Origin of the sequence: Chitinophaga sp. ARDCPP14, from assembly GCF_051362515.1 — a bacterium.
In the GTDB taxonomy this organism is placed as follows: domain Bacteria; phylum Bacteroidota; class Bacteroidia; order Chitinophagales; family Chitinophagaceae; genus Chitinophaga.
In genome coordinates this window covers 230,961-245,230 of the sequence record NZ_JBKIXB010000013.1, presented here as the reverse complement: position 1 = coordinate 245,230, position 14,270 = coordinate 230,961, and the positions used below count along the sequence as shown (strand labels likewise).

12 protein-coding genes are annotated in these 14,270 nt (G+C 47.0%); 8 read left to right on the top strand and 4 right to left on the bottom strand.

What is annotated here, in order from left to right; translation table 11 throughout:
- Positions 1-130: 130 nt before the first annotated feature.
- Together ACLHR0_RS28175 and pnuC are read right to left on the bottom strand one after the other, a co-directional pair.
- Positions 131-1,006: a DUF4349 domain-containing protein gene (locus ACLHR0_RS28175; RefSeq protein ID WP_436491131.1), complete on the bottom strand. Its 876-nt coding sequence runs from the start codon at positions 1,004-1,006 to the stop codon at positions 131-133.
- Positions 1,007-1,010: 4 nt separating this feature from the next.
- Positions 1,011-1,658, bottom strand: coding sequence for a nicotinamide riboside transporter PnuC (gene pnuC / locus ACLHR0_RS28170; protein WP_436491129.1), 648 nt, complete (start codon positions 1,656-1,658; stop codon positions 1,011-1,013).
- 328 nt (positions 1,659-1,986) lie between these two features.
- Here pnuC and ACLHR0_RS28165 point away from each other — a divergent pair, with 328 nt between their 5' ends.
- Positions 1,987-3,519: a DUF6600 domain-containing protein gene (locus ACLHR0_RS28165; protein WP_436491128.1), complete on the top strand. Its 1,533-nt coding sequence runs from the start codon at positions 1,987-1,989 to the stop codon at positions 3,517-3,519.
- A 95-nt stretch (positions 3,520-3,614) separates the two neighbouring features.
- Here ACLHR0_RS28165 and ACLHR0_RS28160 read toward each other — a convergent pair whose 3' ends face one another.
- Positions 3,615-4,127 carry a GNAT family N-acetyltransferase gene (locus ACLHR0_RS28160; RefSeq protein ID WP_436491126.1) on the bottom strand — a complete coding sequence of 171 codons (513 nt, stop codon included), beginning with the start codon at positions 4,125-4,127 and terminating at the stop codon, positions 3,615-3,617.
- Positions 4,128-4,136: 9 nt separating this feature from the next.
- Positions 4,137-4,778 (bottom strand): hypothetical protein, encoded by a 642-nt coding sequence (locus ACLHR0_RS28155; RefSeq protein WP_370910917.1) that lies wholly within the window; start codon positions 4,776-4,778, stop codon positions 4,137-4,139.
- Between the two features lie 62 nt (positions 4,779-4,840).
- Between ACLHR0_RS28155 and ACLHR0_RS28150 the strand changes: the two genes are divergently transcribed.
- The 7 genes from ACLHR0_RS28150 (at position 4,841) to ACLHR0_RS28120 (ending at position 14,268) form a co-directional block, all read left to right on the top strand.
- Positions 4,841-6,007: a hypothetical protein gene (locus tag ACLHR0_RS28150; protein WP_436491124.1), complete on the top strand. Its 1,167-nt coding sequence runs from the start codon at positions 4,841-4,843 to the stop codon at positions 6,005-6,007.
- A 140-nt stretch (positions 6,008-6,147) separates the two neighbouring features.
- Positions 6,148-8,274, top strand: a complete 2,127-nt coding sequence (locus ACLHR0_RS28145; RefSeq protein WP_436491122.1) for a M48 family metallopeptidase — start codon at positions 6,148-6,150, stop codon at positions 8,272-8,274.
- Between the two features lie 77 nt (positions 8,275-8,351).
- On the top strand, positions 8,352-10,367 hold the full coding sequence (locus ACLHR0_RS28140) for a DNA polymerase III subunit gamma/tau (protein ID WP_436491120.1): 2,016 nt from the start codon (positions 8,352-8,354) through the stop codon (positions 10,365-10,367).
- A gap of 118 nt (positions 10,368-10,485) precedes the next feature.
- Complete coding sequence (locus ACLHR0_RS28135; RefSeq protein WP_436491118.1) at positions 10,486-12,141, top strand: pyruvate dehydrogenase complex dihydrolipoamide acetyltransferase; 1,656 nt, start codon at positions 10,486-10,488, stop codon at positions 12,139-12,141.
- A gap of 178 nt (positions 12,142-12,319) precedes the next feature.
- A complete protein-coding gene (locus tag ACLHR0_RS28130; RefSeq protein ID WP_079469472.1) occupies positions 12,320-12,826 on the top strand; it encodes a GbsR/MarR family transcriptional regulator in 507 nt (168 codons plus the stop codon).
- A 59-nt stretch (positions 12,827-12,885) separates the two neighbouring features.
- Positions 12,886-13,311 (top strand): hypothetical protein, encoded by a 426-nt coding sequence (locus ACLHR0_RS28125; RefSeq protein ID WP_436491115.1) that lies wholly within the window; start codon positions 12,886-12,888, stop codon positions 13,309-13,311.
- A 9-nt stretch (positions 13,312-13,320) separates the two neighbouring features.
- Positions 13,321-14,268, top strand: coding sequence for a TIGR01777 family oxidoreductase (locus tag ACLHR0_RS28120; protein ID WP_436491113.1), 948 nt, complete (start codon positions 13,321-13,323; stop codon positions 14,266-14,268).
- The last annotated feature ends 2 nt before the right edge of the window (positions 14,269-14,270 follow it).

The following is a 14,270-nucleotide window of genomic DNA, read 5'->3' as shown; positions in this document are numbered from 1 at the left end:
ACACAATAACTTCTGGTGCGTAAACACTTACAACTTCCCTTTTTTTCAACTGCAAATTGTGGATAAAACCATCCTTAAAGCCTAAAATGAAAAAGCTGCCTCATTTATTTATGAGACAGCTTCTTTTATTTTAATTCTTTTTAGCAGACAGGATCCAGCCATTCACCAGCTCCCACAGCTTCAATAAAAACCAGGCGCTTCCTGCGGCAAAGAAAATGGCCGCTACCAGCACTGCATAGTACTTGATAGTCCATTCCAGCGCCACTTTCACACGGGTAATAAAAGCAATGCCTTTAACCGCGGCGCCTTCATACATAGAGAACTGCACGGTACAAAATTCATTTTCTTCTGCGAAGTTGCCGAGTTCCACGCCCAGGCCCTGCAGTTCCTTTTCTACTTCATAGATCTGGTTATGCAGCTGGATAAAGTCTTCTATTTTGCCGTCTTTCTTTTTCAGTTCATTAAAATAAGCCAGTGAATTTTCGAGGGAAGCCTTTTGGGCATTGAGTTTACGGTATTCGCTTGTTTTATCTGTTTTGGTTATTTCGGTAGATTTTATTTCTCCGATCCCTTGTGTTGCCTTGTAAAACGAATCGAACTTTTGAGGCGAAACGCCTATCAGCAGTTGTATCTGGCGGTTCCCGCTGTTGCCGGATTGCTGCTCGTACTGTACAATGGCATCAAATTTTTTAATGGTGCCATGCAGCAGTTTTTCATCTTCCGAAAACTGCGATGATTTCGCCCGTACATTGGCTACTTTTTCATACTTCTGATTGCCGGACACCATATCCGGTGCATTGTTCTGCGGGTTAAAGGCTTTTATTTTTTCAGATGCATAATTTTTCTGTTGCCTCATTACACCGGATAAAAAATCATTTTCACCGGATGCTTCCTGCTGGCGGCCTTTATAGAGGTAACCATACCCGATCCTGCAGAGGAACATCAATACAAAAATGGCTATAAATGTAAGGGCTATACGACGGATTTTTTGTTTAAAAGTAAGCATAGGGTTATTTATTGGTAAGTTGTTGTTTATATGTTTTCAACCATTTTGCCAGTCCCATGGCGGCAATGATGAGCAAAATAAAGTATTCTATTCCAAGAAACTTTACATCTTTCTGAAAATAAATATAGGTAGCTATTGCATCTACGGTTACCCATAGCAGCCAGTTTTCCCAGATCCTTTTAGCCAGCAGGATATTGGCGATCACACTTAAAACCGCCACCAGCGAGTCGGTGTAGGGCCATGCTGCAGGATGTTCAAATACGTGAGGCCACCACAGGTGCAGCTGGCTGATAACATAGCCGGTAGCTGCCGACAACAGCAAGGCGGCCATTCCCAGCCGCCAGCGATGACGGGGCTGCAATGCATACACGGGTTCATTTTCCGGTTGCTTCCTGTACCAGAAGAGCCATCCATAAACCCCGGTGGCAAAGAAGTATACCTGCAGGAACATATCTGCATACAATTGCAATTGCCAGAACAATACAAAGAAGCAACTCACGTTGACCAACCCCACCGGCCAGGTAAGGATATGATCTCTTGCGGCCAGCCATACGCATAACAAGCCGGTGACCGTGCCTATAAACTCCACATAACTGACCGGATATCCCAGTGTGGTAAAGAAAATATGATGAATACTGAAAAAGGAAGCCATCTTTGATTAAGTGAGCTGTTGCAATATTACAGGAATGTTTTATTATTCCGCATATGCTTCTGTTACCGGCTGTAATGCAAGCTCTTACAGCGGTTGCGAAATTGGAACCATTTTTGTCTAATGATATATATGACGCTGTAACTGCAGCAAAGCGTTATAAAAATTTTAACATAATCCTTTAACAATTTAAAATGATTCCGCCTTCTATACTTTTATTCACAGACCATTAAAAAATGCTTGTCGATATAAACACAATTTTACGCAGCATTCATTACATCTCCAGAGTCTTACAAACAACAATACCTATCAGGACTAAAAAACAGGAGTTATGAACAGTTTATTAAAACACACAGGAATATCACTTTTATTTATAGGTTCATTCATCAGCAGTTGTGCATCAACGTATGCACCCGGATATGATGATCAATATGGCTCATCCTACTCCGGCGGACCGCAGGTGCAGGTGAGCGGATCGATTTCTTTTTATGATGAATTGAGTCCTTACGGCCGCTGGGTAAGTTACCCCGGATACGACAGGGTGTGGATCCCTAATGCGGGCCGTGATTTCAGACCTTACTATACAAACGGGCACTGGGTATACACTGACTATGGCTGGACCTGGGTATCTGATTACGCGTGGGGTTGGGCAGCCTTCCACTACGGTCGCTGGTTATATGACGATTTCCAGGGCTGGATGTGGGTACCGGGTTACGACTGGGGTCCGGCATGGGTTAGCTGGAGAACCGGTGGTGACTATTATGGATGGGCGCCAATGAGTCCGCAATATTCTTATAATGCACCGGCTGATTACTGGGCATTTGTACCAAGACAGTACATTAACAGTCCGCGGATCAACAACTACTACGTTAATAACAGCAGGAACGTTACGATCATTAACAACACCACTGTTATCAACAACACTAATAATTACGGAGGAAGAAGAGTATATACCGGTCCGAGTGCCAACGAAGTACAACGGTATTCCGGCCAGGCAGTACGACCAGTGAGAGTGGAAAATACCAACAGACCGGGAACCGGGGGAAGACTAGAGAATAACCAGTTGCGCATATACCGCCCGGATGCCGCAGCTATCCAGAGAGGACGTGAAGTAGACCGTACAAGACCGGTGCAGGCAGTAGATAATAACAACAGCAATCGTCCGGGCCGTGTTACACCGGGCAATACTACTCAACCGGGTAATAATAATAACAATGGTGGTAACCGGGTACGTCCCGGAGAAGCGAATCAGCCTGGAAATAACAATACCGGAAATATACCTCCATATAACAACGGAGGAAGAGTAAGGCAGGGAACTACTACCCAGCCGGCAAATCCGGCTAATAATGCGAATCCGGGTAATAACAATACCCCGGGTAACTTTAACAGGCCATCGAGAGTAACACCAGACAGAACTGCTGAACAACAGCAACAGCAAAGGATCCAGCAACAACAACAGCAACAGCAGTTACAGCAACAACAGAGAGTTCAACAGCAGCAACAACAACAACAGCAACAGAGAGTACAGCGGGACCAACAGCAACAACAACAGAGGATTCAGCAGCAACAGCAACAGCAGCAACAACAACAACAGCAAAGGGTACAAAGGGAGCAACAGCAACAACAGCAGAGGGCTCAGCAACAACAACAGCAACAGCAGCAACAACAGCAACAAAGGGTTCAAAGGGAGCAACAGCAACAACAGCAGAGGGTACAGCAACAACAGCAACAGAGACAACAGCAACAACAGCAGCAGCAACAACAGCAAAGAATACAAAGAGAACAGCAACAGCAGCAACAACAACAGCAACGGCAACAGGAGCAACCCAGACAACAGGGGGAACGTCCTTCACGTGTAGGATAAACCTCTTTTGACATAACGAAAGTACGAATGATAACAGCGGCAAAGATGTTTGTGAGATTACATCATTAATGCCTTGTATATCATTCGTACTTTTTTTATTTGTTATAAACGTATTTATACAGCTGTTCCTTTATATTTGGAAACATGGCAGCAGCGGGCGCTAGTCCTTTCTGCATCAGGCGCAGTTCCAGCGGCGGATAGTGCGGATGATATGGAGGCTGGTGATAGGATTCAGCAAACGCCTGGTAGCCGAGTCGTTCATAAAATTTAATTCTACGTATAGCCTGTTCCGTTACAGGCGGTTCCACTTCCAGTACAATTCCGTTCAGTTGCGCTTCCATCAGCTGCATTACCTGCGTACCGGCGCCTCCTCCCCTTGTACCGGGATGAATAGCAAAATGTTCTATAAAGCTAAAATCAGGAAGATTCCAGTAGAAAATAAATCCGGCAAATGCGTCTTCGCGGTGAATATGCAATAGCTGCAGTTTCCCGGATGCGACCAGCTGCACCTGCTGGTTCCAGGGTCTTCTTTCCTCTTCGGGAAATGCTTCTTCATATAAATCCCTGGTCGCTTCATTAGCGATGGTGGTGGGTATTAGCCGGATCATGCGACGAAGTTACTGATTATCCTGTGCCGGTGGCGCCGGTGTATTTTTAACGGATGGTACGCATTCGAACGGATCGGGATTGCCGGCGGGGGCAGGTTTATCGGCAGCCCAGCAGAAGTTCATTGGCTGGCTGGTAATGCTGATCAGTTTTACCGCTACTTTGCTGCCTTTGCGGCTGTTGGAGGCTGCAATGCTGCGGGTACCTTTCTCCGGAATATTACTGATGGTATACCGTTCTGTTTTAAAAACTTCGTTGTTGTTGCGCATGTAGGAAACGCTGACTACTACATTATCCAGCGGGTATTCTGTTTGATTTCTTACGATAATATCCAGGTCTTTGATCCCTCCCAGCAGCCCTGTGCGGTAATCGCCGGCAGTAACCGCAATGAACTGTTGCCAGTTTCGCCGGTAATAAGCCCTGCGTTCAATAAACTGGCCGGCCACCCTTTGGCGGAGTTCCTGGTGATCGGTTATTTGCCGGGAAACTGCCCCGGATTGATCCAGACTTTTACGCAGATCACGGTTTTCGTTCCACAGGCGCTGATTTTCGGACAGCACTTTGCGCACTTGCCGTTGTTGCTGACAATAGCCCAGGGTAAATACCACGATGAGCAACAGGAGTATGGCGGGATAAACATAAGTTCTTTTCATATCGAAGGAAAGAGAAAAAATAATGCCAATGCATTTTTATTACATTTGTACAAATGGTTTCAATGCAGCTGATTATTGTAAATAATGAACAAACCGCCCGGCAATTTATCGACGTGCATGTGAATTTAAATAAAAATGTACCTGGTTGGATAAGGCCGCTGGATAAAGATATTAATACTGTTTTCGATCCTGAAAAGAACAAGGCATTCCGTCATGGGGAGTGTATCAGATGGATTTTAAAAGATGACAAAGGCCGGTTAGCCGGCAGGATTGCGGCTTTTACTAACAAGAAATATAAGACAAAAGGAGATGAGTGCCTGGTAGGCGGTGTGGGTTTCTTTGATTGTATAGATCAACAGGAAGCAGCCAACCTGCTTTTTGATACGGCCAAACAATGGCTGCAGGAAAAAGGCATGGGAGCAATGGATGGTCCTATTAATTTCGGGGAGCGCAATAACTGGTGGGGATTGCTTACAGAAGGGTTTCATGAGCCATTATACTGCATGAATTTCAACCCTCCCTATTACATCCGTTTATTTGAGCAGTATGGTTTTCAACTTTTCTTCCACCAACTTTGTTATGGAATGAGGGTTAGTGACCAGCTGCTGCCGAAATTCTTTATCCGGCATGCAGCTATTGAAGCTGATCCGGCTTTCAGGGCGGTGCATATCCGGAAGAATGATCTGCCGCGGTTTGCCGAGGCATTCAGCATTGTGTATAACAAGGCATGGGCGCAGCACATGGGTGGAAAGGAAATGGGGAAAGCGCAGGTGCTGGCGCTGTTTAAGCAGATGAAGCCGTTGATGGACGAAAAGATAGCGTGGTTCGTTTATCACAACGACGATCCTATTGCCATCTGGCTGAATTTACCGGATCTGAACCAGTATATAAAACATATGAACGGGAAATTTGGCTTGTTACAAAAGCTGAAGTTCCTGTGGTTAAAGCAAACCGGTTACTGCAAAAAGATGGTGGGAATTATATTTGGTATAATTCCTGAATTCCAGGGGAAGGGCGTGGATGCTTATATGATTGTAGAAGGGGCGAAATTAATTCAGAGCGGCATGTCTCATTATGAAGATTATGAAATGCAGTGGATTGGTGATTTTAATCCGAGAATGCAGAATGTGGCCGAGGGGCTTGGTGCTACGCCAACCCGCAGGCTCGCCACCTATCGCTATTTATTTGACCGCTCGGCTCCATATAAAAGGCATCCGATCCTGGCATAAAAAATAATCCGCCGGAGCGGGGTATATACATCTCTCATATGAATATATGGGAGCATTGGGGGAGTATATAAGTTTATGAATATTATGTAACATTTAAATCTCTTTTGCTGTTACAATCGTATCTAACCTGATGTTTTGTTATGACCAACTTATACCCTGAGTGCCCTGATAACGCGGATCTGGCACTTATTCAGCCCACGTTACTATTCAGGCAACAGATAACGAAAGCCGTCAGCTGCGTGGTGTTGTTCTTTATTCTCTACGTGGTACTGCTATTGGCAACCGTTGTGCTGGCTGTGGCCTGTGTGTCGGGAGGGATTATGTTATTCCGCGCTTATCCGGCCTGGAGCACCGGCATCATCGGACTCAGTTTCATTTTACTGGGTGGGATGGTATTGTTTTTTCTCATTAAATTTCTTTTCAACAAACGTTCTGCGGGTAACCCTTACCGTATGCAGATCTTCCGGGATCATCATCCCCGTTTATTTGATTTTATTACGCAGCTGGTGAAGGACACGCGCATCAGTTTTCCGAAGAAAGTATTTATTGTGCCGGACATGCATACTACGGTATTCTATCATTCCAGTTTTCTGAGTTTATTCTGGCCGGTGGGGAAAAACCTCGAAATAGGTTTGGGGTTAATTAACAGTGTAAACGTGAGCGAATTTAAGATGTTGCTGGCGTATGAGTTTGCACATTTCTCGCAGCGTAGTATGAAACTGGGCAGCTACATCTATGCATTGAATAAGATGTTGTATAATATGCTATATGAAAATGAACGGTGGGATGAAATAGAGGCCCGCTGGAGCAGTGGCAGCAGCCTGTTAAGTTTCTTTGCGCATATTACTACGAGGATACTGAACGGAATGCAGTATGTATTGCGGAAGATATATGCGATCATTAACCGGCAATACCTGGAATTAAGCAGGGAGATGGAATATCATGCAGATACAGTAGCTGTGAGTCTTACCAGTACAGAAACAGCTATCAGCGGTTTACGGCGGCTGGAAATGGGCGGATACTGCCTGGACCATTGTTTTCATAAGGTACCGGATCTTGCAGAAAGAACGCTGCGGTTTGCCAATATTTTTACGGCGCAGCGGGCCATGATCCGTTACTATGCTTCACAAAACCATCTCACAGTGGATGCTGCCGGATTACCGGTTATCACCGACAATTATTTCCATACTTTTCTGAAGAGCCGGGTGCAGCTGCGGGAGCAGTGGACTTCGCATCTTTCCAGGGAAGCGCGGGAGGCGCATTATTTAGCGGCGAATGTTTCCTGTAAGCCGGTCAGCCTGAGTGCCTGGAACCTGTTTAATGAGCCGGAAAATGTGCAGCAGCACATGACTTCGCTGATATATAATTTCACGGTACATAACAGTGACGAAACATTTACGGAGATCACTCCTGCCGCCTACATTGAAGAGCTTTCGCAACGGCACCGGTTATACGAATATCCGAAAGCATTTAATGATTATTATGATAACCGGCCATTCTGCGGCATTAGTGAGGAGTTTACCCGGCTGTTGCCACCGGAGGAAATAACCGCCGGCAGTTTACAGGCGCTTTATCATCCTGATATTATTATGAGGATGCGGGCTTTTTACCGTGACCGTCAGGATGCGGAAACGTTGCAGGCTATCAGCAGCGGGCAGTTTCAGACCAGTTATTTTGAATTTGACGGACAGAAATACAGTGCCGCGCGGGCAAAGCAGCTGGCCCGGATGTTATCTGCGCAGGTTACGTCCGAAGAGGCGTGGCTGCAGTGTCATGATCAGCAGGCCTTCCGGTATCATTATACCGTTGCCATGCAGCAAAGTCCGGCTAAGGCGGCCCTGCTTAAAGAGAAATACACCCAGATCCTGCAGTATCAGCAAACCGGCCAACAGTTGAATGAGCAGGTGATCCGGATCATTCATTGTATCAGCCTGTTGTTTAATTCCGGCGAACAGGATATGGAATCGCTGCCGGCGCTTTTTGATGAGCTGTCGGCCGAGTGCTGGGGTTTCCGGATGATGACGGAAAACATTCAGCAGGGTGCGTTGTTCGGGAGTTTTCCCGAAGGGATGGAGGAAAAGCTGAAAAGATTCAGGGAGCATGATTGCACTTTTATGCAGGATATGATCCCCGACTATGTGGCTATCCAGGAGTTACATGAAATCAGTTCAGCGATGATGGAACATTTCAACAACGGAATCATATTACTAAAAAAATCATATCTGGAATTTATTTTAACCTTAGAACCGGGAGCGTACCCCGTTTGAAGCGCTGTTCCTGTTGTGCATTTTTCTCTTACTGAATTTGTGCGTATTTTCGGCGCTCGCGAAAGCGTAGCAGTCATATGGAGAATTTTATCGTATCAGCCCGTAAATACCGTCCACAGAACTTTTCAACTGTAGTAGGACAGGCACATATTACCACCACTCTCAAAAATGCCATCCGCAATAACCAGCTGGCGCATGCCTTCCTGTTTTGCGGGCCTCGCGGAGTAGGGAAAACCACCTGTGCGCGTATCCTGGCCAAAACCATTAACTGCGAAAATCTGCAGCCGGATGGGGAAGCCTGTAATGAGTGTCATTCCTGCAAGTCGTTTAATGAGGGCAGTTCCTTCAACATTCATGAGCTGGATGCTGCTTCCAACAACTCGGTAGATGATATCCGTACCCTGGTGGAGCAGGTGCGTTTTGCGCCACAGGCGGGAAAATACAAGATCTATATAATAGATGAGGTACACATGCTTAGTTCCTCAGCTTTCAATGCTTTCCTGAAGACCCTGGAGGAGCCGCCATCCTATGCGATTTTTATCCTGGCCACTACGGAGAAGCATAAAATATTACCAACGATCCTGAGCCGTTGCCAGATCTTCGACTTCAAACGTATTACCATACAGGACACGGTAGACCATTTGCAGGAGATATGTAACAAGGAGCATATCCAGGCTGAAACAGATGCCCTGCACCTGGTAGCGCAGAAAACAGATGGCTGTATGCGTGATTCCCTGAGTACGCTGGATAAGATTGTGAGCTTTACGAGCGGGCATCTTACTTACCAGAATACGCTGGAGCACCTGAATATTCTTGATTACGATTATTTTTTCCGGGTAATGGCGTCTGTGCTTCAACAGGACGTAGCCAATGCCCTGCTGATATTTGATGAAATTTTACAGAAAGGTTTTGAAGGGGATAATTTCCTGAACGGGTGGGCGGAATTTTTGCGTAACCTGCTGTTATGTAAAGAAGACAAGGCCCTTCACCTGGTGGAGGTTTCCGGTAACCTGAAAGAACGATATAAACAGTTGTCGGGCCAGGTGAGTCCTGCTTACCTGATCACTGCCCTTCACCTGCTGAATGAAACGGAGATCAACTACCGCATGGCGCGTAACAAGCGGCTGCATGTGGAGATGGCGCTGATCAAGCTATGTTTTCTGCAACAGGCAGTAACCCTGGTCAGTGATGACAGTAACGGGGAAGTGTCAAAAAAAAAGCTGGTAGCTGATGGTTCTCCCCCGCAGAAGTTGCGGGCCCCTGTAGCCCAGCCGGTAACTGCTAAAACCATTACCGGGAATCCGGCTACTACGGAGAGTATCGGCATAGTGCCGGGACCACGTTTAACGGTAGATACGCCGGTTCAGTCTGCTCCGCAGCAAACGGCTCCCGTAGCGGTTCCTGTGACAGCAGCGGCCCCTGTGGCAGCACCTGCGCCACCGCCCACACCGGTATTCGTTGCTCCTGCACAGCCAATACCTTCCAATGGGCATTCAACTGCTACCCACGAACCGGCAACGGCGCCTGTGGCCAGTCAGCCGGCAACCAGCCCTGTATCTGCAACGCCCGCACCTGCCACCGTCACACCTGCGGCCGGCGGCACCTCCGCAGCTGGTACAACCGCTGCTGCTCCGGCCAGCAAACTAACAGGGCTGGCTGCCATGAAAGAAGCGATGGCTGCCAAACAGCAGGGAACCACCCATGTGCAGTCGACCCCGCTTACGATGGGAGCGATCCATGTGTACTGGGACGAATTTATTGATCTGTACCGGCAGGCCAACAAAATGACGGTGGTAAGCAATTTGCAGCTGGCGCAACTGAAACTGCTGGGCACTATGGAGGTGGGAATTGTGAGCCGGAACATTGTGCAATTCCGGTTTATGGAAGAAGAAAAGCTCGTGATTGCTGAGTTTCTGAAGAAGAAATTTAACAATCCGGCCATTGTGCTCACCCTGCAGCTGGATGAGAGTCAGCAGACCCAGGATATAGGTCCGGCGCCGCTTTCCAGCCGGGAGCAATTCCAGCAGATGGCGGAAAAATACCCGCTGGTGAAAGAGTTGAAAGACCGGCTGAACATGGAGTTAGACTTCTAGCGTGATTGCGCTGATTAAATATTAACGATAGACAGACATTTTTAAACAGTTTACAATTCCTTCTTTGCGTTTTTGCGCAAAAACATGTAGGTTTGAACAAAATTTTGAATAAAGCACTATGGCAGAAGTTATCAGAATGCCCCTTTTGAGTGATACGATGACGGAAGGGGTGATTGCGGAATGGCATAAAAAGGTGGGCGATACAGTAAAGGCAGACGATGTAATTGCTGAAGTGGAAACGGATAAAGCCACTATGGAAGTGATGGGTTACGTAGAAGGAACCCTCCTTTATATAGGTGTTGAAAAAGGAAAGGCAGCAAAGGTAAACGGGATCATTGCCATTGTAGGTAAACCCGGAGAAGATTACACTTCCCTGCTGGAAGGTGAAGGTAAAACAGCTGCTGCTGCCCCGGCGCCTGCCGCTAATGCTGCACCTGCTGCACCTGCACCACAGGCTGCTCCGGCTGCTGCTGCACCGGCTGATGACGCTGCATTAAAAGAAGCGCTGAAAAATGCTACTGTTATCCGTATGCCGCTCCTGAGCGATACTATGACAGAAGGTAAAATAGTTGCCTGGAACAAAAAGGTAGGCGACGTTGTGAAGAATGACGATGTACTGGCTGAAGTGGAAACGGATAAAGCGACCATGGAAGTAATGGGTTATGCCGACGGTACCTTATTATATATAGGTGTGAAGGAAGGCGAAGCGGCCAAAATAAACGGCATTATAGCCATTGTGGGCAAACAGGGGACTAATGTAGATGCGATCCTGGCTGCTGAAGGCGCTGCCCCGGCAGCATCAGCTCCATCCGCACCTGCTGCTGCCCCATCACAGAATGGCACGACTGCTGCTCCGGCGGCAACTCCGGCTCCTGCTGCAACCACCAGCGCCGATGGCCGTGTGAAAGCATCTCCGCTGGCTAAGAAGCTGGCAGAGGAAAAAGGCATCGATATCAGCCAGGTTCCTGGTTCTGGTGACGGTGGCCGTATTATCAAAAAAGACGTAGATAGCTATGTTCCTGCAGCCAAGGCGGCTCCGGCAGCACAAAGCGGCGCAGCGCCTGCTGCTCCGGCGTTTGTACCTGCCGGCCAGGAAGGCTTCACAGATATTCCGCTGACCAAAATGCGCCAGGTAATTGCTAAACGCCTCAGCGAAAGCAAGTTTAGCGCTCCTCACTTCTACCTGAAAATAGATGTGAATATGGATAAGGCGATAGAAGCGCGCAAATCCATCAACGAAATTTCCCCTGTTAAGATTTCCTTCAACGATATGGTGATCAAGGCTTCTGCCATGGCACTGCGTCAGCATCCGGCAGTGAACAGCAGCTGGATGGGCGATTTTATCCGTCAGAACCAGCATATACACATCGGTTCTGCGGTGGCTATTGAAGAAGGTTTGATTGTTCCGGTAATCCGCTTTGCAGATCAGAAAACACTCAGCCAGATTGCCACTGATGCGAAAGGCCTGTACGACAAAGCCAAAAACAAAAAGTTGCAACCACAGGAATTCAGCGGCAATACCTTCAGTATCTCCAACCTGGGTATGCTGGGTATCGACGAATTCACGGCGATCATCAATCCACCGGATTCAGCGATCCTGGCGGTAGGTAATATCACTGAAACTGCGGTGGTGGAGAAAGGCCAGATAAAAACAGCCAACATTATGAAACTGACCCTGAGCTGCGATCACAGAAGTGTGGACGGAGCGGTAGGCGCACGTTTCCTGGCTACCCTGAAAGGGTTCCTGGAAAACCCGGTAACAATGCTGGTATAAACTAATTGTAATAGCTATACGAAAAGGCGGAGTGTATACTTCGCCTTTTTTTGTGCCCGGAAGACGGCTGTATGCCCCGTCATTCACCGGTAAAATGTTTCATTAGCTTTTGAAAGTTCAAAAACTTGATATACATTTGGCCTTGTAAATTGTCAAACGCTATAAAATAATAACCTACATGAATTTAGTGGAAGCAAAGGCGCAGTTTATTCAAACCTGGGGTTCATTAGGCGCCCAATGGGGTATTAACCGTACGATGGCCCAGATTCACGCTTTACTGCTGGTAATGCCCGACCCGTTGAGTGCCGATGATATCATGGAGGAACTGAACATTTCCCGTGGAAATACCAATATGAATGTGCGGGAACTCATTAACTGGGGGTTGGTGGAACGTATCCTCATCCCGGGAGAAAGAAAAGAATTTTTTGTAGCAGAGAAAGATATCTGGAAGGTGGCTACGTATATCGCCCGCGAAAGAAAGAAGCGCGAACTGGATCCTATCATGAAAGTGCTGTTACAGCTGCAACAGGCGGAAGGTGATCCGAAAGATAAGGAAATGAAAGCTTTTAAGGATTCTATTTCCAATATCACCAAGTTTGCCCAGCAAACGGATAAGACGATCAGTGCATTTATTAAATCGGAAGAAAACTGGTTCTACAGCAGCCTGATAAAACTCATTAAGTAATTTTTTTTGGGTCATACTTTCATTTATTTCTGAAAGTTCCAAACAAATAAAAAAGAAAGATGAAGCTATATTATATAGTAGATGGCATTGTTCAAGGGCTCCTGACTGTTATTTGCGCGATTGATATTACTCATCTTGTTGTTTTTTCCAAATTCTCCCTGCCGCCATATCTTACTTTCATCCTCCTGGCCTGGCAATTCTCTGCAGGCGTTATCAATTTTATACTAAGGAAAACAGCTCCTGATGACAGGATGCTACGAAAACTCCAGTGCGTACTGTTCTCTATTATAGGAATCTTATTTCTCCTCGTACAGGCAAACAAGTTACGGGTATTCAGATCTATCGATTTTTTCAATATTTACGGATGGCTGGTTTACGCCAGTTTTTATATTGTGCTGCCGGCGCTGATATTGTCTGTAACGGGATTAACTATACGGAGATGTATTGTTACCCTCCATAGCAGGGCTACTTCCACCCCGGTTTAACTTTATTTTATGCAAAATAAACGTATTGTTATTGCTGCGGGCACCGGCTTTATAGGCAGCAGCTTCGCTGAATATTTTGGTGCGGATAACGATATTATTATCCTTACGCGACATGCACGTCCTTCTTCGGGGCGTATCCGTTATGAGCAATGGGATGGGGAACATCCGGGAAACTGGGTGGAAGCGATGGAGCATACCGATCTGCTCATTAACCTCACCGGCAAGAGTGTGAACTGCCGGTACAACGAATCCAATAAACAGGCGATTGTAAATAGCAGGGTTAATGCCACCAGGGCATTGGGAGCTGCTATACTTACGCTGAAAAATCCACCCAAAGTATGGATCAACGCCGGCAGCGCCACCATATACCGTCATGCGGAAGACCGGCCGATGGATGAATTTAACGGAGAGATAGAAAATGACTTCTCTGTACAGGTATGTAAACGATGGGAGCAATCGTTCGATAGCATTACACTACCGCATACACGGAAAATAATATTGCGTATAGGCATTACACTTGGCTGGAAACCCGGCGGCGTAATGCAGCCCTACCTCAACCTTATAAAAGCCGGTTTAGGTGGCCACCAGGGCAGCGGGCGACAGATGTATACCTGGATCCACATCACCGATGTGTGCAGGATGGTGGCATGGCTATACGAAAACGATGCTTTAAGCGGGGTGTTTAATTGTACGGCGCCCCACCCGGTTACCAACAAGGTATTTATGAAAACGCTGCGCAACGCTGCGGGGTACCGGTTTGGATTGCCGGCACCTGTTCCTTTATTAAAAGCGGGTGCCATGCTGATTGGCACAGAAGCAGAACTTTTGTTAAAAAGCAGGTGGGTGCTGCCTGCCAGGGCCACCAGGGAGGGCTTTACTTTTCAATTCCCGGAGCTTGCGGGGGCATGCAGCGATATCCTCGCGCATCTGCCCCGGAGCGCTTATCACTTGTGGTGAAT

What these genes read in the sequence shown, in the direction of transcription:
- ACLHR0_RS28175 (WP_436491131.1), bottom strand. Translation starts at nt 1,006, where the DNA reads ATGCTTACTTTTAAACAAAAAATCCGTCGTATAGCCCTTACATTTATA.
- pnuC (WP_436491129.1), bottom strand. Translation starts at nt 1,658, where the DNA reads ATGGCTTCCTTTTTCAGTATTCATCATATTTTCTTTACCACACTGGGA.
- ACLHR0_RS28165 (WP_436491128.1), top strand. Translation starts at nt 1,987, where the DNA reads ATGAACAGTTTATTAAAACACACAGGAATATCACTTTTATTTATAGGT.
- ACLHR0_RS28160 (WP_436491126.1), bottom strand. Translation starts at nt 4,127, where the DNA reads ATGATCCGGCTAATACCCACCACCATCGCTAATGAAGCGACCAGGGAT.
- ACLHR0_RS28155 (WP_370910917.1), bottom strand. Translation starts at nt 4,778, where the DNA reads ATGAAAAGAACTTATGTTTATCCCGCCATACTCCTGTTGCTCATCGTG.
- ACLHR0_RS28150 (WP_436491124.1), top strand. Translation starts at nt 4,841, where the DNA reads ATGCAGCTGATTATTGTAAATAATGAACAAACCGCCCGGCAATTTATC.
- ACLHR0_RS28145 (WP_436491122.1), top strand. Translation starts at nt 6,148, where the DNA reads ATGACCAACTTATACCCTGAGTGCCCTGATAACGCGGATCTGGCACTT.
- ACLHR0_RS28140 (WP_436491120.1), top strand. Translation starts at nt 8,352, where the DNA reads ATGGAGAATTTTATCGTATCAGCCCGTAAATACCGTCCACAGAACTTT.
- ACLHR0_RS28135 (WP_436491118.1), top strand. Translation starts at nt 10,486, where the DNA reads ATGGCAGAAGTTATCAGAATGCCCCTTTTGAGTGATACGATGACGGAA.
- ACLHR0_RS28130 (WP_079469472.1), top strand. Translation starts at nt 12,320, where the DNA reads ATGAATTTAGTGGAAGCAAAGGCGCAGTTTATTCAAACCTGGGGTTCA.
- ACLHR0_RS28125 (WP_436491115.1), top strand. Translation starts at nt 12,886, where the DNA reads ATGAAGCTATATTATATAGTAGATGGCATTGTTCAAGGGCTCCTGACT.
- ACLHR0_RS28120 (WP_436491113.1), top strand. Translation starts at nt 13,321, where the DNA reads ATGCAAAATAAACGTATTGTTATTGCTGCGGGCACCGGCTTTATAGGC.